The organism is Tropicibacter sp. S64 (assembly GCF_049803835.1).
In the GTDB taxonomy this organism is placed as follows: Bacteria; Pseudomonadota; Alphaproteobacteria; order Rhodobacterales; family Rhodobacteraceae; genus Pacificoceanicola.
The window spans coordinates 93,142-112,875 of the sequence record NZ_JBNAGK010000002.1 but is presented as its reverse complement, the minus strand read 5'-3'; the positions used below and the strand labels follow the sequence as shown (position 1 = coordinate 112,875).

The following is a 19,734-nucleotide window of genomic DNA, read 5'->3' as shown; positions in this document are numbered from 1 at the left end:
CTTGTCTGTCAGCGTGAGATCACGTCGAGCACGCGTGCCCAGCTGCGGATGCCCTTGTGGAAGCTCTCGAGGTCGTACTTCTCGTTGGGCGAGTGGATCTGGTCGTCGTCCTTGGCCCAGCCGATCAGCATGGTGTCCATGCCGAGGATCGTCTTGAAATAGCCCGCCACAGGGATCGAGCCGCCGCAGCCGGTGAAGGCCGCCTCATGCCCCCATTCCGCGCCGAGCACGCTGCGCGCCGCCTCGAACGCCGGGTGGGTGGTTTCCATCTGGCTCGCAGGAGAGGCGCCGTGTTCGTGGAAGTCGGCGGTCACATCGGCGGGCAGCTGCGCCCGGACCCAGTCGCGGAAATTCTTGCGGATGGCATGCGGGTCCTGCTGGCCGACGAGACGGAAGCTGACCTTTGCGGAGGCTTTCGAGGGCAGCACGGTCTTGAACCCCTTGCCGGTGTAGCCGCCAGTGATACCGTTGATTTCCGCCGTGGGGCGCGACCAGATCATTTCCAGCGGCGTGCGGTCCTGCTCGCCCGCGGGCACCGAGAGGCCGACATCGCCGAGGAAGGTCTCGTGATCGAAGCCGAGCGCCTGCCATTGCGCGGCGATATCCTCCGGCAGATCGGGCACGCCGTCATAGAAATGTGGCACCTGCACGCGCCCCTGATCGTCGTGCAGGTTGCCGAGGATCTTCGCCAGCACCCGCGCTGGGTTTATGGCGAGGCCGCCGAACATGCCGGAATGCAGGTCCTTGTTCGGGCCGGTGAGGGTGATCTCCTCGCCGCAAAGGCCGCGCAGCTGGGTCATGATCGACGGCACGCGGGATTCGAACAGGCCGGTGTCGCAGATCAGGGCAACGTCGGCTTTCAGCTCGCCGGCATTCTCCTTGAGGAAGGGAATGAGCGAAGGCGAGCCGCTTTCCTCCTCACCCTCGAAGAAGAAGGTGATGGAGCAGGGCAGGGCGCCGTTGACAGCCTGCCACGCCCGGCAGGCTTCGACGAAGCTCATCAGCTGGCCCTTGTCGTCCGAGGAGCCACGACCCCGGATGACCTTGCCCTTGGCGGTTTCCTCGATGGCCGGATCGAACGGATCGCGGTCCCACAGTTCCAGCGGGTCCACCGGCTGCACGTCGTAGTGGCCGTAGAACAGCACGTGCGGGCCGTCGCCCTTCACATGGCCGACGACCATGGGATGGCCGGGGGTGGGGCGCTTGGAGGCTTCGATGCCGAAACTGGCGAGGTCCGCCACCAGCCAGTCCGCGGCGGCATCGCAGGCGGCCTTGTACTCCGGATCGGTGGAAATCGACGGGATTCGCAGCAGGTCGAACAGCCGGTCCAGTGCGGCGGGCAGGTCGGCGTCGATCCTGGAAAGGACGGGGTCGAGGGACATGAAAGGCTCCTGTTGGCTTTTGCCGCGGAGCCTAGCACCCCGCGTGCCACTGTCCAGAGCAGCCTACCAGGTGACGAAGACCATGCCGCCGACCACCAGCGCGGCTCCGAAAAGCTGGCGCGGGCCGAGCCCTTCACCGATGTATTGCGCCCAGACGAGCACCATCACGGTTTCCGCGGCGATGATCGACACGTAGATGATCGAGACATCGAAGCGCCGCATGAGGATGATCTCTGACAGGAAGGCGAGGGCGAAGCCGAAGACGGCAACCGCGAAGCCGAGCGGCACGGTGCCGCCCGCGACGGATTTCATGCCGACGGTCGCAAGGGCATAGCCGATCGCCGTGGCGAGAACGAAGGGAATCGCCAGGGACGGCGTGTTCGAAACGAGGTTCATGCAAATACCGATGCAAAAGGACAGGGACGGCGAAAATACGCCGTCACACAGACGTCAATGGCAGGATGGTCCTCTCAGGCGTGCAGCAGGTCCAGTCGGGTATTCCTGCCTTGCCCCAACGGGTTAACGCGGCAGGTTTGCGACTTTTGTCCGGGACGCGAGGGCGGACGCGGTGTGCGACCCTGCGTCCCGGGAGGGCGACTCGCGATGCATGTGTGCGGGAATCGGCAAGATGGGTGCGGATTATCCGGTTAGTCACACGCAAACGTGTTTCCGATACACTCCATTTATTGCGATACGGATGGCTGTCACGGGGATTTGCTTGATCTCGGTCAAGGCTGCGACGCTTGGTCCGGTTCTAAACGGTAGACATGACAGGATGTGGTCTTTAGTTATTCACGAACTTGAATGCGGTGCCCGCCGCAGTCGACCGAAGCCCGCAGCACATCGGCCACGGCCCGGACATGAAAGAAGGAGGAGCCCGGTGGACTACACCGCGAAACTCGATACTGCCCTGAACCGTCTCCATGAGGAGGGCCGGTATCGGACCTTCATCGACATCGAACGCAAGAACGGCCAGTTCCCGCACGCCACCTGGTGCAAGCCGGACGGTGCGGAGCAGCCGATCACGGTGTGGTGCGGCAACGACTACCTGGGCATGGGTCAGCATCCGGTGGTCCTCGCCGCCATGCATGAAGCCATCGACGCCACCGGCGCGGGCTCCGGCGGGACACGCAACATTTCCGGCACCACGGTCTACCACAAGCGACTCGAAGCCGAGCTGGCCGATCTGCACCACAAGGAAGCGGCGCTGCTCTTCACCTCGGCCTATATCGCCAACGACGCCACGCTGAGCACGCTGCCGAAGCTGTTTCCCGGTCTCATCATCTATTCCGACGAGCTGAATCACGCGTCGATGATCGAGGGCATCCGCCGCAACGGCGGCGCGAAGCGAATCTTCAGGCACAACGATCTCGCGGACCTGCGCGCCAAGCTGGAGGCCGACGATCCCGCCGCGCCGAAGCTGATCGCCTTCGAATCCGTCTATTCCATGGACGGCGATTTCGGCCCGGTGGAGGCAATCTGTGATCTCGCTGACGAATTCAACGCGCTGACCTACATCGACGAGGTGCACGCGGTCGGCATGTACGGCCCGCGCGGGGGCGGTGTCGCGGAGCGGGACAACCTGATGCACCGCATCGACATCATCAACGGCACCCTGGCCAAGGCTTACGGTGTGATGGGCGGTTACATCGCCGCATCGGCGAAAATGTGTGACGCGGTGCGCTCTTACGCGCCGGGCTTCATCTTCTCCACATCGCTGGCCCCGGCACTGGCCGCGGGCGCGACGGCCTCCGTCGCCTTCCTGAAGACCGACGAGGGCCGGGCGCTGCGCGAGTTGCACCAGGAGCGTGCCAAGGTGCTCAAGCTGCGCCTCAAGGGCATGGGCCTGCCGATCATCGACCACGGCAGCCACATCGTGCCGGTCATCGTCGGCGACCCGGTGCACACCAAGAAACTGTCGGACATGCTGCTCGACGGCTACGGCATCTACGTGCAGCCGATCAACTTCCCGACGGTGCCGCGCGGCACCGAACGGTTGCGGTTCACGCCCTCTCCTGTGCATGGTCCGAAGGAAATGGACCACCTGGTAAAAGCCATGGATGACCTGTGGAGTCACTGTGCGCTGAATCGTGCCGAAATGGCCGGCTGACCGCGGGAAAACCTGTCAAATCGCTTGCGCTGTGGTAACCTGCATTAAATAACGGCCGCAGACGAATCGTGACGGTCGGCACTTGGGCAGGCACGGGGCAAGCATGGACAGGACGGGGCAGGCCGCATGATCGGGCGCAAATCCCAGCAGAAGGTTTTGGCGGATGCCGCCCAGGCGCCGCAAAGCTTTGACGATTTTGCTCTGAAACTCGGTGACGTCATGCGTGGCGAACGGGCGACCATGGGCAAATCGTTGCTGGACGTGCAGCGCGAGTTGCGGATCAAGGCCAGCTACATCGCCGCCATCGAGAATTGCGACCCTGCCGCCTTTGACACGCCCGGTTTCATTGCCGGTTACGTGCGCTCCTATGCCCGCTATCTCGGGATGGATCCGGACGAGGCCTTCGAGGGGTTCTGCGCCGAGAGTGGTTTTTCCGTGGCGCACGGCATGTCCGCCGACGCCTCCGTGGTCCGCAAGGCCGCCATCGGCGATGCACCGAAAGCCAAGGCGCGCGATCCCTTTGCCGAGCCCAACATGCCCTTCGCGCCCTCCGGCGACAGCTTCCTGTCGCGGATCGAGCCGGGCGCGATCGGCTCCTCGCTGGTCCTGCTGGCGCTGATCGGCGGCATCGGTTACGGCGGCTGGTCCGTGCTGCAGGAAGTGCAGCGGGTGCAGCTGTCGCCGGTCGAACAGACCCCTATCGTTCTCAGTGAACTCGATCCGCTCGACGCGGCCCGTGCGCCGTCCGCGCCCGATACTGTCGGGCAGGAAGCGCTGGCGGAGGCCGGTGTGGCGGGCGTGTTCACGCCGCCCTCTAACGAGGCCTTCGACCGGCTTTACCGTCCGCAGGCGCTGGACGTGCCGGTCCTTGTGGCCCGGGATGCCCCGATTTCCACGCTCGACCCCGATAGCGGTGGTCTTTTCGCCGGCACTGGCCGTGGCGCGCACCTGCCGCAGGTGCAGGACAGCGCTCTGGCTGCCGCCGCCTTGGCTCCGGGTTTCGGCAGCGTCCCAGGTGCGTCGAGTTCTGGCGTGATCGTCGTCGCGGCGCGTCCGGCATGGATCCAGATCAAGGAAGAACAGGGCGCGGTCCTGTTCTCCGGCATCCTCAACGCGGGCGAGACCTTCCCCGTCCCGGCCAGCGCCTCCGATCCGGTGATCAAGGTCGGCGAATCCGGCGCGGTCTATTTCGCGGTCAACGGCACGGTGCACGGTCCGGCGGGTCCGCGCGGCGCGGTGACGGAGGATCTGGCCCTCGACGGGGCGCTGATCGTGGCCGGTTACGCCGAGGCGAACGTACAGGACGATCCGGACCTGAAACCCGTCATGGCCGCCCTGTCCGGCGCGACGGCCGGTCAGACACAGATGGCGTCCAGTATTCCGGCGGGTCCCACCGCCGTGCCGCAGCCGCAAGTGCTTGCCGCCGCCAATCCGGGAGTGACCATCGTGGCGTCGCGCGAAGCCTGGGTGCGGGTCAAGGCCCCCTCCGGCGCGACGATCTACGAGGCGATCATGAAGCGGGGCGACACCTACCAGGTACCGCAGACGGAGACGCCGCCGACCATCCGCACCGGCGACGCCGGAGCCGTGTTCTTTGCCGTCAATGGCAAGACCTACGGGCCCTACGGTGGCAATGGCGCAATCGCCGACAACCTCGCATTGTCTGTTGCGAATGTGACCGAAAAAATGGCGGCTGCGGATTTGTCTCTGCACACGGAATTGGCTAAGGTCGTCGCCGAGTTGAACGCGGTGCAGACCGGGGCGCAGGACTGACGGAGCCGGAGAGTCTGCCCGCGCGGTCGGAGTATCGGGTTCCGAACTCAGGACATTCAGGAACGAACCGGACCGGCGGGGCGTTAGCCTCGTGCCGGGCAGGTGTGCAGGACAAACGGACGACGTGCCATGACCCATAATCCCATCCGCCCCTGGCGCAGCATCGAACGCCGGAAATCGCGTCAGATCATGGTGGGCAATGTGCCGGTGGGCGGCGATGCGCCTATCACCGTGCAGACCATGACCAACACGGTCACCACCGACATCAAGGGCACCATCGCGCAGGTCCAGGCCGCTGCGGAGGCCGGGGCGGACATCGTGCGGGTCTCCGTGCCGGATCAGGACAGCAGCCGGGCGCTGAAGGAGATCGTCCGGGAAAGCCCGGTGCCGATCGTCGCCGACATCCATTTCCATTACAAACGCGGCATCGAGGCCGCCGAGGCGGGGGCGGCCTGTCTCCGGATCAACCCCGGCAACATCGGCAGCGAGGAGCGGGTGCGCGAGGTCATCAAGGCCGCGCGGGACCACAACTGCTCCATGCGCATCGGTGTGAACGCGGGCTCGCTCGAGCGGCACCTTCTGGAGAAATACGGCGAGCCGTGCCCGGAGGCCATGGTCGAGAGCGGTCTCGATCACATCAAGATCCTGCAGGACAACGATTTCCACGAGTTCAAGATCAGCGTAAAGGCCTCCGACGTCTTCCTCTCCGCCGCCGCCTACCAGTCCCTGGCGGAGGCGACGGATGCGCCCCTGCACCTTGGCATCACGGAGGCCGGGGGGCTGATGTCCGGCACGATCAAGAGCGCCATCGGGCTTGGCAATCTGCTGTGGATGGGCATCGGCGACACGATCCGCGTCAGCCTCTCCGCCGATCCGGTGCAGGAGGTGAAGGTCGGCTATGACATCCTCAAGAGCCTCGGACTGCGCCATCGGGGGGTGAACATCATTTCCTGCCCGTCCTGCGCCCGGCAGGGATTCGACGTGATCAAGACCGTCGAGATCCTCGAAAAGCGGCTTGAGCACATCAAGACGCCGATGAGCCTGAGCATCATCGGCTGCGTGGTCAACGGCCCGGGTGAGGCGCTGATGACCGATGTCGGCTTCACCGGCGGCGGTGCGGGCAGCGGCATGGTCTATCTCGCGGGCAAGGCCAGCCACAAGATGAGCAACGACCAGATGGTCGACCACATCGTTGAGGAGGTGGAGAAGAAGGCTGCGGATCTGGAGGCTGCCGCTGCGCACGCTGCGCAGGCGGCAGAATAGGCACTTGAGCTTCGACCACGGGAAGCAGGAACCACTCTCGCAGAACATCGAGAGTGGGGCGTCGCTTTCCTATTACGACCTGATGGGAAACCTGCCCGAGACGGTCGGCATCAGCGGCATGAAGACGGTCGCCTCGATCCGGCAGGGCGAGTTGTACCTGCGGACGGCTTTGCTCGGAATCGGTGCCCTCGCGGTCTGGCGCGGCTACGGGGACGTGGTTCCGCTGCTGCTCTACATCCTTCATGTGGTCGGCACCTTCTGGCTGCGGTTGTACCTTGAACGCGCCCCGCGGCAGGTGCCGCCGCGGACCTACCTGATGCTCGGGATCCTCGATCTGGTCAACGTCTGGTCCTACGCGGCCGTGATCCTCTACTTCGGCACCAGCGCGGATATTTCGTTGACGATCCTGGCGTTTTTCATGTTCGCCGGGTTCTACATGCACACGCTGGGCAGGCGATCCGAGATCGCGGTCCTGCTGACCAACGACATCGTCACGCAGGTGGTCATCCTGACGGTCGAGATCGGCTGGATCCTGAATTCCTACGCGGTTGGCCGGGACCCTGCGTTCTTCTCGCTCCGCAACACGCTGATCCTGACCTTCGGAGGCATCGCGCTTCACCTGTATTTCCTGCTTTTGTGCCGCAACATCCGGCGTGCCCGGCGCGATCTGCAGCGTGCGCAGCACAGCCGGATCGTGAACGAACGCCTGCTGGCCATCGGCCAGCTCAGCGGCGGGATCGCACATGATTTCAACAATATGCTGACCGCCGTTCTGGGCAATATCGAGCTGTACCAGCTGTCGACGGACCCGAAGGAAAAGGATGCGCTGATCTGCGAAGCTCATACAGCGGCCCGCAGCGGCGCCGATCTCACCGCACAACTCCTGGCCTACGCCCGCCGGGCGCATCTGCAGCCGGTGCGGATCGACATCGGACAGGCCCTGGCACATTGCGAGCCACGCCTGCGGGAGTGCCTGCATGGCAACCAGACGCTGCGCCTCGTGGTCGAGCGACAGGCGGTGGGCGCGATGGTCACGCTCGACAGGGTCCAGTTCTGCGGCGTGCTGGCGGGGCTGGCGGAGAACGCCGCAGATGCGATGGCGGACGACGGAGTGCTGACGGTCTCGGCGCGGCGATGGTCCGAGCCGGAGATGGGTGTCACCGTGGCCGTGCACGACAACGGCAGCGGCATATCGCCGGAGATCCTGCCGCTGGTGTTCGAACCCTATTTCACCACCAAGCCCAAGGGGCATGGCACCGGACTTGGTCTTGCCATGGCGCGGGGAATCGTCGAGCAATCGGGCGGGCGCATGGAACTGGTGTCCGAGGGCGGGCGGGGCACGACCGTGCTGATCCACCTGCCGGCAGCCGGTGCAAATGTCGGGGCCGTGGCGAAAGCTCAGTCCGTCACGTAGCGCTCCAGAACGAAGGCCGGCATGGGGCCGCGGATCAGGGTCTTGGGGGTGACGTAGGACGGGAGCCTGTCGAGCGAAAGTCGGCTCAGCAGCGCGGTGGCCTCCGCGTCATCATCGACAGTCAGAACCTTCGCCCCGACGCCGAGCCGCTCCGCGAGTTGCGCGAGGTCGGCCTCGGCGCTCGTGCAGTCGGGGCAGTCCTGCGCCACGAAGAGGACGATCCGGACCGGGGCATCCTGAGGGCCGAGGCGGGTGCCGCCGGGGCCGAAGAGCCTGTCGCTCACCGTGTCGATCGCCGCGAGGTCGGCGGAGCGCTCTTCGGCGTAGGGATCGGCAGGCGCCACCGGGGCGGCGAGCGCCCGCAGGCGCGTCCGCAGGTCCGTGTCCTGCGCCGCCACCGGAGCGGCGGCACAGGCCAGCAGGAGGCGAAGGGCCGGGCGGATCAATTGGCCGCGCGGGCTTTCCCGACGATGTCGCGCATCGCGGCGAGCGGCACGTAGCCGCGCACCATCTCGCCCGCCATCAGGAAGCTGGGCGTGCCGTTGATCTGCATCTTCGCGGCCAGATCGTGTGTGGCGGCGATGCGCGACGTCACCTCGTCGCTCTCCATTTCCGCCATGATCGCGTCGGCATCGAGGCCGAGACTGTCGGCGATGCGCTTCAGGGTGGGCTCTTCCGGGGCGCCGCCGAGCGTGATCAAGGCGTCATGCACCTGCTTGTAGGCGTCGTCGCCGGCCACGATCTTGGTAGCGATGGCGAATTTCGACGATGTCAGGGAGGCTTCGCCGAGGATCGGGAACTCCTTGAGGATGAAACGGATGTTGCCGTCGCTCTCGATCAGTTCCTGAACCTCCGGATGCGCCTTGCGGCAGTAGCCGCAGCGGTAGTCGGAGAATTCCACGATGGTGATGTCGCCGTCCGGGTTGCCGCCGACCCAGGAGAACCCGTCGTTCACCAGCGCGTCCATGTTGTCGGAGACCAGTTGCTCGTCCGCCGCGGCCATCTGGTCTGCCTCGCGCTGCTCCAGCACGGACACCGCCTCCATGATCACCTGCGGGTTCTGCAGCAGATACTCGCGGACCTTGATCCCGAAGGCGATCTCCTGATCGGGCGTCATGTTGCCGAAGTCGATCTCTTCCGCCGTGGCGGCGGTCGCGCCGGCGAGGGCGGCGATCAGGGCAAGGGAACGGATGGAAGCTCTGGTCATGGGGTCTCCGGCGTGTCTGGGGGTTCAGCGCCGCTTGGCGCTTTTGGCTGCAATCAGAATGTCCTCCGCTCTTTGCCACGGGCCGGAGCCACGCGGCAAGAGGCCGGAGGCGCGTGTCGCATGCAGCGCGGCGTCCTCCAGCCGTCCGCCCAGGGCATAGCGCTCGGCGGTCACAAGCGAGGCCATGCCGTTCTGCTTGGCACGGGCATAGGCGACGGCGAGGTCGCGCAGGATGCGCGGGTCGGAGAAATCGCGCGAGCGGGCGCGCTCCAGAACCTGCAGAGCCTCGCCGAACTGGCCGTTGGCGAGCATCGCCCGGCCCAGTCCTCCAAGGATCAGCGCATCGTTCGGCGCCATCCGCGCCGCCGCGCCATAGACCTGCACCGCCGCGCCGAATTGCCGTGATTCCAACAGGATCTGCCCCTTCAGCTCACGCAGGTAGGGGTCGTTCTGGCGCAGGGCAATGGCGCCGTCGATGGCCGCCAGCGCCTTCTTCAGGTTCGACTGGCGATGCCAGGCCGCGGCCTCGCGCATCAGGCGGATGTCCTGCGTGGCGCTCTCCTTCGACCGGCGCAGGGTCCAGCTTGGCGCGCGCTTGAAGGCGGTCAGTTTGCCTTTGACCCGGTCGAACCAATACTGGGCGTTGGGGTCCACCCGTCCGGTCTCGTGCCCTGCAACCAGACCGTTCAACGCGCGGTAACGATCGCGTGAAAGGGGATGCGTGAGCATGTAGGGGTCCTGCCGGGACACCGCAAGCGCCTCCTGTCCGCGGAACAGATCCTGGACTTCCACCGCGCCCTTGGGGTCGATTCCGGCCCGCAGCATGTAGCGCACGGAGGCGATGTCCGCCGAGCTTTCCTCGGCGCGGGTGTGAGAGAAAAACAGCCGCATGGCCGAGCTTTGCGCGCCCATGGCCACGCCGAAACCGGCCTGCGGATCGCCCGATACGGCGGCGGCGGCGGCACCGAGCAAGAGGCCCAGCCCGGCGGCGGTCTTGGCCGAGCGGGCGTTGCCGAGCCGGCGGGCGATGTGGCCGTTGGCGATATGCGCGGCCTCATGGGCGATGACCGCCTGCAGCTGCGCGGCGCTGTCGAGCTTCATCAGCAGGCCGGAGTGGATGAAGATGTGCTGCGTGTCGGCGACGAAGGCGTTGAGCGAGCTGTCGTCGATCAGGATCATCTGCACCTGGCTCGGGCTGAGACCGGCGGCGCTGAGGATCGGCGCCGCCAGCTGGCGCAGCCCGTACTCGATATCGGCGTCGCGCAGCAGCGTCAGCCCGGCGGCCCGGACAGGCGCGGCGAGCGCCACCGCCAGGGTCAGGGCCAGCGCAAGGCCGAGCAGCCGCGGGAGCCGGAGGATGGGGGGAAGATTCATTGACGTGTCGCCTCGTCCGCACATAAGTCTGCCTGCGCGAGAGAGTAGAGAGGATGCCATGCGAAATTCAACCCGGGGTTCGGTCGATCCCTTCATCGTGATGGACGTCATGGAAGCGGCGCGGCAGGCGGAGGCCTCCGGACGGCACGTCATCCACATGGAAGTGGGCCAGCCCGGAACCCCGGCGCCGGCTGCCGCGCGGGATGCCCTGACCCGGGCCATGGCCTCGGACTCGCTCGGGTATACGGTGGCGCTCGGGCTTCCGGCGCTGCGGCAGCGGATCGCGAAACTCTACGGGGACTGGTACAACGTCGACCTCGATCCGGCGCGGGTTGTGGTGACGCCCGGCTCCTCCGGCGGCTTCATTCTCGCTTTCTCGGCGCTGTTCGACGTCGGGGACCGGGTGGCGATCGGGGCGCCGGGCTATCCCTCGTACCGGCAGATCATGAAGGCCATGAACCTTGTCCCGGTGGAGGTGCAGACGAAGGTGGAAAACCGCCTGCAACTGGTGCCGGAAGACCTCGCCGGGCTTGATTGTCAGGGCGTCATGGTCGCCAGCCCGGCGAATCCGTCGGGCACGATGCTCGGCCGCGCGGAACTCGGGGCGCTGATCGGCGCGGCTCAGGGGAAGGGCGCGTCCTTTCTCTCGGACGAGATCTACCACGGCATCGAATACGACCGCCCGGCGGTGACGGCGCTGGAAATCTCGGACGATGTCTGCGTGATCAATTCCTTCTCCAAGTATTTCTCCATGACCGGATGGCGGGCCGGGTGGCTTGTTCTGCCCGAGGCGAACCTGCGGCAGGTGGAGCGGCTGGCGCAGAACATGTTCATCTGCGCCCCCCATGCCAGCCAGGTGGCGGCGCTGGCGGCGATGGATGCCGAAGACGAACTCGACGCCAACATGGAGGTCTACCGCAGGAACCGGGCGCTGATGCTGGAGGGGCTGCCGAAGGCCGGTTTCGACCGCATTGCCCCGCCCGACGGAGCCTTCTACGTCTATGCGGATGTCAGCCATCTGACGGACGACAGCCGCGCCTTTGCCCGGGACATTCTCGACGAGGCGGGCGTGGCGGTGACGCCGGGGCTGGACTTCGACCTCGAGCGCGGTGGCGGCACGCTGCGCTTCTCCTATGCGCGGTCGACGGCGGACATCGCCGAGGGGCTGGATCGGCTCAGGGCCTTCATGCGCGGGCGGGGGTTGGCGGACTGACCCTCGGGCGTAGCGCCTGCGGTGCTCTCGGAAGTGAGTATTTGGAAAGAGAAGAAAACAGGACCGCGGCGCTCTTGCGCAAGCGTGAGGTGCAATTCTGGGCGGGGGCTGCTAAGCTGCCGCAAATCAGCGGTCCATGAAGAGGCGGCAGAGCGGTGAAATTCGGATTCTTGACGGGACTGGCGGCGTGCCTGCTTGCCGGGGCGGTCTGGGCGCAGGACGCGTCCGGCTTGGCACGATTCGAGGAGGGCGGCGTGACGGACGGCACGTTCGGCGGCAGCACGCTTTCCCTGACGCTGAGCCAGGGCGTGCCGTGGCGGCTGTTCACGCTGGATGATCCCATGCGGCTGGTGGTCGATTTCCGCGAGGTTGACTGGCAGGGGGCAGACGGCGCGGCGCTGGATTCGTCGGAGGCGGTGAGCGCGCTGCGGGTTGGCGGCTTCCGGCCCGGCTGGTCGCGGCTGGTGGCGGAACTGGCGGAGCCGATGGCGGTCGATGCGGCGGGGCTGCGCGTGGATTCGGTGACTGGCAAGGCGACCCTGCGGGTGGACTTGCAAGCCACGTCGCCGGAGGCCTTCGCGGCGGCTGCGGGCCTGCCGAGCGAGCGCGGCTGGGACCTGCCCGCACCGACAGCGGTACGCGCGGTCTTGCCTGCACCTGGTGCGCCGCTCGTGGTCGTGCTGGACCCGGGTCATGGCGGCATCGACCCCGGCGCCCAGCGGGACGGGGTGAACGAGGCGGACCTGATGCTGGCCTTCGCGCGGGAACTGTCGGACGTGCTGCTGCGCACCGGGCGCTACGAGGTCTACCTCACCCGCAACGACGATGTCTTCGTGTCGCTCGAGGCCCGGGTGGCGATGGCGCATGACGTGCAGGCGGATATTTTCGTGTCCCTGCATGCGGATGCGATCCAGGAAGGGGTGGCGCATGGCTCCAGCGTCTACACGCTGGCGGAGGATGCGTCCGATGCCGCGTCCGAGGCCCTGGCAGAGCGCCATGACCGGGACGATCTGCTGGCGGGTCTCGACCTGTCGGGTTCGGATGACCGGGTGGCGCAGGTGCTCTTGCAGATCGCCCGGCTCGACAACACGCCGCGCAGCCGGGCGCTGGCGCAGCATCTGGTGGATGGCATCCGCAATGCCGTGGGGCATGTGCACAAGCGCCCCTTGCGGCAGGCCGGGTTCTCGGTGCTGAAGGCGGCGGACGTGCCTTCGGTGCTGATCGAGGTCGGGTTCCTGTCCACCGAAAAGGACCTCGAGAACCTGCAGGACCCGATCTGGCGGGCGGGCATGGCCGCGGGCGTCCGGGATGGCATCGAAGCCTGGGCGATCGAGGACGAAGCGCTGGCACGACTGCGCCGCCAGTGACGCGCGGCAGCGGTTTTTCCCCGGCGGAAACCCGCGCGGATGTGTTTTGACCCATCTGCGCTTTAAGTATAGTGAACCGGCAGGTTAAAGAGGGCTTCCCGCGCGTGACTCGCTTCATCTTCTCGTTCTTCGGCGCCATCTTCAGCGTGATCACCATGGGTCTCATGATGGTCGCACTGACCATTGGCGCGGTGTTCTGGATGTACGGGCGCGATCTGCCGAGCCACGAAAGCCTGGCGCAATACACGCCGCCGACGATCTCCCGCATCTACTCGCAGGAGGGGCAGGTGATCGACGAATTCGCGCAGGAGCGGCGTCTGTACACCCCGGCGAACGAGATCCCGGACCTGGTGAAGAACGCGTTCATCAGCGCGGAGGACAAGAATTTCTATACCCACCAAGGGTATGATGTGCGCGGCATCGTCGCGGCGGCGGTGCAGGCGGTGCAGTCGCGCGGGCGCGACGTGCGCGGGGCGTCGACGATCACCCAGCAGGTGATGAAGAACTTCCTGCTGTCGGGCGACCGCAAGGCCGAGCGCAAGATCAAGGAAATCATCCTCGCCTCCCGCGTCGAGGGCGCGTTGAGCAAGGACAAGATCCTCGAATTGTACCTCAACGAGATTTTCCTCGGACAGAACGCCTATGGCGTGGCGGCGGCGGCGCAGGTCTATTTCAACAAATCCCTGTCGGAACTGGCCCCGCATGAGGCGGCTTTCCTCGCCTCGCTGCCCAAGGCGCCCTCGGACTACCACCCGGTGCGGCGCAAGGAGCGGCTGCAACAGCGCCGTGATTACGTGCTGCGCGAGATGTTCGAGAACGGCTATATCGACCAGGCGACCTACGAACATGAGGTCGCGCTGCCGCTGAAGTCGGTCCAGAACGGCGATTACGAAGCCTACGCACAGGCGCTGCCGCCGCGCGATTACTTCACCGACGAGATCCGCCGCCAGCTGAGCAAGGATTTCGGCGAGGACCAGTTCTTCTCCGGCGGTTATTCCGTGCGGGCGACGCTCGATCCGGAGATGCAGGTGGAGGCGGCGAAGTCGCTGCGCATCGCGCTGGAGCAGTACGACCGCGGCCTCGGCAAGTGGAACGGAACCGGGAAGACAATCCCGGTAGAGGCGCTCGGCAGCGAGGACAGCTGGCGTGCGGCGCTGGCCGATGTGCGGGTTTCGCGCGATGTCGATCTCGTCCGGCCCTGGCATCCGGCAGTGGTGCTGGAGGTGCGCGACCAGGAACTCGTGCTCGGCATCGAGGGCGTGGCGATGGACGATCCGCGCGGGCATGTGGTGCCGCGTTCGGATACCTCGTGGTTCTCCGGCAACCTCTTCGACAACTTCGAGAAGGGCGACGTGATCCACGTTCGCGAGATGGTCGAGGACGGCTCGGGCAATTTCATCCGCTGGACGCTGCGGCAGGTGCCGAAGGTGCAGGGCGGGTTCATGGCGATGGACGTCAATACCGGCCGCGTGATCGCCATGCAGGGTGGATTCTCCTACCAGTATTCGGTGTTCAACCGGGCTACGCAGGCGATGCGCCAGCCGGGGTCGAGTTTCAAGCCCTTCGTCTATGCCTCGGCGCTGGACAGCGGCTATACCCCCGCGACCATCGTGGTTGACGCGCCGATCGAGATCGACACGCCGCAGGGCATCTGGCGGCCGAAGAATGCGTCGAACCAGTACTACGGCCCGACGCCCCTCCGCACCGGGATCGAGCGCTCGCGGAACCTGATGACCATTCGCCTCGCCCAGGAGGTCGGCATGGACACGGTGGCGCGCTATGCCGAGAAATTCGGGGTCTACGACAACATGGGCCGGGTGCTGGCCAACGCGCTCGGCTCGGACGAGACGACACTGTTCAAGATGGTCGCGGCCTATGCCATGTTCGCCAACGGTGGCGAGCGGGTCGAGCCGACGCTGGTGGACCGGGTTCAGGACCGTTACGGCAACACGATCTACAGCCACGACGCGGCGGAAGGCAACAAGCGGGTTTGCGTCGACTGCGACGATCCGTCGATCCCCGCCAACCGCAGCCCCCGCATCGTCAACGACCGCGAGCGGGTGATGGACCCGGTAACGGCCTACCAGCTGACCTCGATGATGCGGGGCGTGGTGGAGCGCGGCACGGCGGCGGGGTCGGTGAACCTGCCGGTGCCGACCGCGGGCAAGACCGGTACCACCAACGACGCGAAGGACGTGTGGTTCGTCGGCTTTACCTCCAACATCGTGGCGGGCTGCTATATCGGCTACGACACGCCGCGCCCGATGGGCCGGGGCGCCTCGGGCGGCGGCATGTGCGGACCGGTCTTCGACCGCTTCATGCGCAAGGCGGTGGCGAAATACGGCGGCGGCGAGTTTGCCGTGCCGCCGGGGTGCCAGTTCATCAACATCGACCGCTTTACCGGCGCGCGGCTGAGCGACAGCGCCTCCGGAGCGAACGTCGTGGCGGAATGCTTCCGGGAGGGCGAGGAGCCGATCTTCGGCATCCAGTTCGACGGCGGTTTCGCGGTCTCCGGCAGCTTCGACCTGATCCGCCCCGACGAAAGCGGCACCGCGCGGGAGGTGACGACCTCGACTGGCCGCAAGGCGGTTGTGGGGCCGAAGGCGGGCTTCGGCACGCTGTCCTCGGGCGGTCTTTACTGAGCTTGAGGTGCGGGGCGGGGCAAAGCCCCGCCCTACGGTCTGTCTGCGCCCTGTGTCGGGGTGCCGTGTCGCCTTGAGCCCGGGATGCCTCCGGCGGGAGTATTGTCGAAGAGAAGAAACGGGGGACCGGTGGTCCCGGGGCCGGGCTATTCGGTGAAATCCGCCGTCTGAGCGCCGGTCAGTGCGGGCAGGCTGCGGGGATCGAGCGGGAAGACGTGCCGGGGCGTGCCCGCGGCAGCCCAGACTTCGGCGAAGTCGAGGAGGCGCGGATCGAGCCAGGCGCGGATCGGGTTCAGGTGGCCAAGCGGAGAGACGCCGCCGATGGCAAAGCCGGTCTGCGCCCGGATCAGTGTCGCGTCCGCCTTGCCGAGCGGCTCGCCGGCCAGCGCCGTGGCTTTCTCCGCGCAGACCTTGTTGCCGCCGGCAGTCAGGAAGAGCACGGCGTCGCCGGTGCGTTCGGCGCGGAAGATGATCGACTTGGCGATCTGGTCCACCGTGCAGCCGACGCTGTCCGCGGCCTCCTGCGCGGTGCGGGCCTGTCCGACGTCGACGATGCCGTCGGGAAGGCCGGCATCCAGGAGGGCGCGGCGGACGCGGGCGAGGCTCTTGCTCATGGGGTCTGTTCCTTGGTCTGATCGCGCGCACCCTGCCGGTGTGCTTTGGCCGGTGCAAGGGGTGTTGCCCTTTTCCTCGGGCCGTGTCCATCTGCGCACATGACACTGGACCTGAGAATGACCCGCCTGCCACGCCCTTACGAACCCGACCGGGGGGCGGAGGCGTCAGCCGCCTGTGGCTGGGCGAGCGGCACCGTGGCGGATCTGATCGCCGGCGCGGGTGGTTCGTCGCCCTATCTCTACGGGCTGATCGAGCGGGAGGCCGACTGGCTCGAAGCTGCGCTCGACGGGCCGGAGGCGGCCTTGCGCGATCTTCTGGCCGCGATGGACGGGCTGCCTGAAGGGGAGGTCGGTTCGGGGCTGCGCCAGGCGAAGCGGCGGGTGGCCTTGCTGAGCGGGCTCTGTGACCTGGCCGGGGTCTGGACGCTGGAGACGGTGACCGGAGCGCTGACGGAGTTTGCCGACATGGCGGTTCGGGTCGCTCTGCGTGCCGCCATTGCGCAGGAGGTCCGGCGCGGCAAGTTGCCTGGCGGCGACGAGACGCGCCTCGACGAGGCGGGCGGCCTGGTGGCGCTGGCCATGGGTAAGATGGGGGCGGGAGAGCTGAACTACAGCTCGGACATCGACCTGATCTGCCTCTTCGACGAGACGCGCTACGATCCCGGCGACTATCACGAGGCGCGCGCGAGTCTGGTGCGGGCCACCCGCAGGATGGCGCAGACGCTGAACGAGCCGACGGGGGAAGGGTACGTCCTCAGGACCGACCTGCGGCTGCGGCCCGATCCGGCGGTGACGCCGGTCTGCATGGCGATGGAGGCGGCGGAGCGCTATTACGAAAGCCTCGGGCGGACCTGGGAGCGGGCGGCCTACATCAAGGCGCGGCCCGCGGCGGGGGACATCGCGGCAGGGGAGCGTTTCCTCGACACGCTCAAGCCCTTCGTCTGGCGCAAGCATCTCGATTTCGCGGCCATCCAAGACGCCCACGACATGCGCCTGCGCTACCGTGAGCACAAGGGCGTCGGCGGGGCGATCACCCTGCCGGGACACAACATGAAGCTCGGGCGCGGGGGAATCCGCGAGATCGAGTTCTTCACCCAGACACGGCAGTTGATCGCGGGGGGCCGCGATTCCGACCTGCGCCAGAGGGCGACGGTGCCGGGCCTGATGGCGCTGGCGTCGAAAGGCTGGATTCCGCAAGACGTTGCGGACGAACTGGCTGGGCATTACCGCTTCCACCGCGAGGTGGAGCACCGGGTGCAGATGGTGCGCGATGCGCAGACCCACGACCTGCCGCAGTCGCCGGAGGGTTTCGCACGGCTGGCCTGCCTCATGGGGCGGGACCTTGCCGATCTGGAACGCGAACTGAAGGACCGGCTGACGGCCGTGCACGCGCTGACGGAGGATTTCTTCGCGCCGGATACGGCCTGCGCGTCCGACGACACCGGGCTTGCCAAGAGCGAGATCGTCGAGCGCTGGGTGACCTACCCGGCGCTGCGTTCGGAGCGGGCGGTGACGATCTTCAAGCGGCTGCGCCCCGAAATCCTGCGCCGCCTGTCGCAGACCGCGAAACCGGACGAGGCGCTGGTGGCCTTCGACGGTTTCCTGTCGGGACTGCCCGCGGGGGTGCAGCTGTTCTCGCTGTTCGAGGCCAATCCGCAGCTTCTGGACCTGCTGACCGACATCGTCGGCACCTCGCCGGACCTCGCCCGGCACCTGGCCCGCAATTCGAGCGTGTTCGATGCCGTCATAGGCGGCGGGTTCTTCGCCCCCTGGCCGGGGGTTCAGGCGCTGCGCGAGGATCTTGCGGGGCAGCTGGAGGCCGAGCCGGATTACGAGCGGCAGCTTGACCTTACCCGGCGCTGGGGCAAGGAGGGGCATTTCCGGATCGGTGTGCATCTGCTGCGGGGCCTGATGGAGCCGGAGGAGGCGGGCCAGGCCTATGCGCACCTCGCCGAAGCCACGCTCGGGGCGCTCTTTCCGGTGGTGCAGCGCGAGTTCGCACGCAAGCACGGAGACGCGCCGGGGCGCGGAGCGGTGGTGCTCGGCATGGGCAGCCTTGGCTCGGCGCGGCAGCATGCACGCTCCGATCTCGACGTGATCGTGATCTATGATCCGGACGGGGTGGAGGCTTCGGAAGGGCGGCGGCCCCTGCCGTCGCGCACCTATTACGCCCGCCTGACGCAGGCTCTGATCACCGCGATGACCGCACCGATGGCGGAGGGCAAGCTCTACGAAGTCGACATGCGGCTGCGGCCGTCGGGCAACCAGGGGCCGGTGGCGACGTCCTTCGCGGCGTTCCAGGACTATCAGAAAACGCAGGCCTGGACCTGGGAGCATCTGGCCCTGACCCGCGCACGTGTGGTCGCGGGCGATGCCGGGCTGGCGGCGGACGTGGAGGCGTTCCGGCTGGAGCTTCTGAGCACGCCGCGCGAGGCCGGGCCGGTCCTGACGGAGGTGGCAAGGATGCGCCAGCGCATTGCCTCCGCCAAGGGCGCGGGCGGGCCGTGGGAGCCGAAACTCGGGCCGGGCAAGATGCAGGAGATCGAGCTGATCGCGCAGGCGGCCTCGCTGATCGCGGGCAAGCCGGTGCGGCAGGTGCCCCGGGCGCTGCTTGCGGCGGACTGGCTCGGCAAGGACGGCCGGCAAGCGCTGCGCGAGGCCTATGCGCTGGCCTGGGCGATCCAGATCGGGGCGCGGCTGGTCAGTGACAAGGCACTCGATCCGGAGACCCTCGGGGCGGGAGGCTGTGCCTTCCTGACCCGATTGACGGGGTTCGACGACATGGAGACCCTGGGGGCGGCATTCAACCGGACCGCCGAGGCGGCGGCAGGGTACATTGATGCGGCGCTGCCGCAGGTGGAGGACGAGGCATGAAAGGTGACGCAACGGACCCGAAGGGGCTGATCCGGGAGGCCTACCGGATCGAGGGGATCACGGCGCCGGAATGCCGGTCGATCTTTCTCGACTGGGCGCTGTCGGCGCCGTCGGACGTGGAGACAGACACGTTGATCGCGACCCTTCTGGCGCAATACGGAGCGGACGCGCCGGATCATCCGATGACGCAGGTGCTGCGCGAGGGGCTGGCCGGCATGAAGACGCCGAGGCGGCGCGGTGGGTATCGCTCGCGCGAGCGCTGAAGCGTTTCTGGTTAGACTTGAGGCACGCATACCCTGCCATACTTTGTATTCCCGGGACATGCGTGCCTCCCGATGTTTCAGGTTGAACCAGAAACGCTGTAGAGGCGGGGTCACCCTCCCCGCCGGGGAGGGCCGGGGTGGGGGTGGGATGTTCCCGGGGCGTCCCTTCGATTTGACCGGAAATCCGGACTTGGTGCCGGGCCTCTCCTTGCGCTACCCTGCCTCCATTCGATCCGCG

At 66.9% G+C, this 19,734-nt stretch carries 15 protein-coding genes; 9 read left to right on the top strand and 6 right to left on the bottom strand.

Translation table 11 applies throughout. The features are described from left to right. Nucleotides 1-8: 8 nt before the first annotated feature. A complete protein-coding gene (locus ACP159_RS03705; protein WP_425098292.1) occupies nucleotides 9-1,382 on the bottom strand; it encodes a M20/M25/M40 family metallo-hydrolase in 1,374 nt (457 codons plus the stop codon). 63 nt (nucleotides 1,383-1,445) lie between these two features. Continuing rightward, a complete protein-coding gene (locus tag ACP159_RS03700) occupies nucleotides 1,446-1,778 on the bottom strand; it encodes a 5-aminolevulinate synthase (RefSeq protein WP_425098291.1) in 333 nt (110 codons plus the stop codon). Nucleotides 1,779-2,262: 484 nt separating this feature from the next. Here ACP159_RS03700 and hemA point away from each other — a divergent pair, with 484 nt between their 5' ends. The 4 genes from hemA (at nucleotide 2,263) to ACP159_RS03680 (ending at nucleotide 7,942) form a co-directional block, all read left to right on the top strand. Further along, nucleotides 2,263-3,492 (top strand): 5-aminolevulinate synthase, encoded by a 1,230-nt coding sequence (gene hemA, locus ACP159_RS03695; protein WP_425098290.1) that lies wholly within the window; start codon nucleotides 2,263-2,265, stop codon nucleotides 3,490-3,492. Nucleotides 3,493-3,618: 126 nt separating this feature from the next. Continuing rightward, nucleotides 3,619-5,265, top strand: a complete 1,647-nt coding sequence (locus tag ACP159_RS03690) for a helix-turn-helix domain-containing protein (RefSeq protein ID WP_425098289.1) — start codon at nucleotides 3,619-3,621, stop codon at nucleotides 5,263-5,265. Between the two features lie 129 nt (nucleotides 5,266-5,394). After that, entirely contained in the window at nucleotides 5,395-6,528 is a 1,134-nt protein-coding gene (ispG, locus tag ACP159_RS03685; RefSeq protein ID WP_425098288.1) for a flavodoxin-dependent (E)-4-hydroxy-3-methylbut-2-enyl-diphosphate synthase, read from the top strand. A 4-nt stretch (nucleotides 6,529-6,532) separates the two neighbouring features. Next, nucleotides 6,533-7,942, top strand: a complete 1,410-nt coding sequence (locus ACP159_RS03680) for a sensor histidine kinase (RefSeq protein ID WP_425098287.1) — start codon at nucleotides 6,533-6,535, stop codon at nucleotides 7,940-7,942. Here the strand turns inward: ACP159_RS03680 and ACP159_RS03675 are convergent. Genes ACP159_RS03675 through ACP159_RS03665 form a run of 3 tightly spaced genes read right to left on the bottom strand, consistent with a single transcriptional unit; the run spans nucleotide 7,927 to nucleotide 10,523 of the window. Continuing rightward, a complete protein-coding gene (locus tag ACP159_RS03675) occupies nucleotides 7,927-8,388 on the bottom strand; it encodes a hypothetical protein (RefSeq protein WP_425098286.1) in 462 nt (153 codons plus the stop codon). The genes ACP159_RS03680 and ACP159_RS03675 overlap by 16 nt on opposite strands. Beyond that, complete coding sequence (locus ACP159_RS03670; protein ID WP_425098285.1) at nucleotides 8,385-9,149, bottom strand: DsbA family protein; 765 nt, start codon at nucleotides 9,147-9,149, stop codon at nucleotides 8,385-8,387. Before ACP159_RS03670 ends, ACP159_RS03675 begins: the two co-directional genes overlap by 4 nt. A 24-nt stretch (nucleotides 9,150-9,173) precedes the next feature. Continuing rightward, nucleotides 9,174-10,523, bottom strand: a complete 1,350-nt coding sequence (locus ACP159_RS03665) for a M48 family metalloprotease (protein WP_425098284.1) — start codon at nucleotides 10,521-10,523, stop codon at nucleotides 9,174-9,176. A gap of 58 nt (nucleotides 10,524-10,581) precedes the next feature. Between ACP159_RS03665 and ACP159_RS03660 the strand changes: the two genes are divergently transcribed. From ACP159_RS03660 to ACP159_RS03650, 3 genes are all read left to right on the top strand, one after another. Then, complete coding sequence (locus tag ACP159_RS03660) at nucleotides 10,582-11,736, top strand: pyridoxal phosphate-dependent aminotransferase (RefSeq protein WP_425098283.1); 1,155 nt, start codon at nucleotides 10,582-10,584, stop codon at nucleotides 11,734-11,736. Between the two features lie 155 nt (nucleotides 11,737-11,891). Next, entirely contained in the window at nucleotides 11,892-13,103 is a 1,212-nt protein-coding gene (locus ACP159_RS03655) for an N-acetylmuramoyl-L-alanine amidase (protein ID WP_425098282.1), read from the top strand. Nucleotides 13,104-13,207: 104 nt separating this feature from the next. Next, nucleotides 13,208-15,745, top strand: a complete 2,538-nt coding sequence (locus tag ACP159_RS03650) for a penicillin-binding protein 1A (protein WP_425098281.1) — start codon at nucleotides 13,208-13,210, stop codon at nucleotides 15,743-15,745. Between the two features lie 146 nt (nucleotides 15,746-15,891). On the opposite strand, the gene ACP159_RS03645 is transcribed toward ACP159_RS03650, so the two are convergent. Beyond that, nucleotides 15,892-16,359, bottom strand: coding sequence for a YbaK/EbsC family protein (locus tag ACP159_RS03645; protein ID WP_425098280.1), 468 nt, complete (start codon nucleotides 16,357-16,359; stop codon nucleotides 15,892-15,894). Nucleotides 16,360-16,458: 99 nt separating this feature from the next. Between ACP159_RS03645 and ACP159_RS03640 the strand changes: the two genes are divergently transcribed. Next, a complete protein-coding gene (locus ACP159_RS03640; RefSeq protein ID WP_425098279.1) occupies nucleotides 16,459-19,233 on the top strand; it encodes a glutamine-synthetase adenylyltransferase in 2,775 nt (924 codons plus the stop codon). Beyond that, nucleotides 19,230-19,496: a hypothetical protein gene (locus ACP159_RS03635; protein ID WP_425098278.1), complete on the top strand. Its 267-nt coding sequence runs from the start codon at nucleotides 19,230-19,232 to the stop codon at nucleotides 19,494-19,496. Before ACP159_RS03640 ends, ACP159_RS03635 begins: the two co-directional genes overlap by 4 nt. Nucleotides 19,497-19,734: the final 238 nt, after the last annotated feature.

Excerpts from the sequence above, each read along its gene's own strand:
- ACP159_RS03645 (WP_425098280.1), bottom strand. The coding sequence starts at position 16,359 with ATGAGCAAGAGCCTCGCCCGCGTCCGCCGCGCCCTCCTGGATGCCGGC.
- ACP159_RS03635 (WP_425098278.1), top strand. The coding sequence starts at position 19,230 with ATGAAAGGTGACGCAACGGACCCGAAGGGGCTGATCCGGGAGGCCTAC.
- ACP159_RS03665 (WP_425098284.1), bottom strand. The coding sequence starts at position 10,523 with ATGAATCTTCCCCCCATCCTCCGGCTCCCGCGGCTGCTCGGCCTTGCG.
- ACP159_RS03700 (WP_425098291.1), bottom strand. The coding sequence starts at position 1,778 with ATGAACCTCGTTTCGAACACGCCGTCCCTGGCGATTCCCTTCGTTCTC.
- ispG (WP_425098288.1), top strand. The coding sequence starts at position 5,395 with ATGACCCATAATCCCATCCGCCCCTGGCGCAGCATCGAACGCCGGAAA.
- ACP159_RS03660 (WP_425098283.1), top strand. The coding sequence starts at position 10,582 with ATGCGAAATTCAACCCGGGGTTCGGTCGATCCCTTCATCGTGATGGAC.
- ACP159_RS03705 (WP_425098292.1), bottom strand. The coding sequence starts at position 1,382 with ATGTCCCTCGACCCCGTCCTTTCCAGGATCGACGCCGACCTGCCCGCC.
- ACP159_RS03690 (WP_425098289.1), top strand. The coding sequence starts at position 3,619 with ATGATCGGGCGCAAATCCCAGCAGAAGGTTTTGGCGGATGCCGCCCAG.
- ACP159_RS03670 (WP_425098285.1), bottom strand. The coding sequence starts at position 9,149 with ATGACCAGAGCTTCCATCCGTTCCCTTGCCCTGATCGCCGCCCTCGCC.
- ACP159_RS03640 (WP_425098279.1), top strand. The coding sequence starts at position 16,459 with ATGACACTGGACCTGAGAATGACCCGCCTGCCACGCCCTTACGAACCC.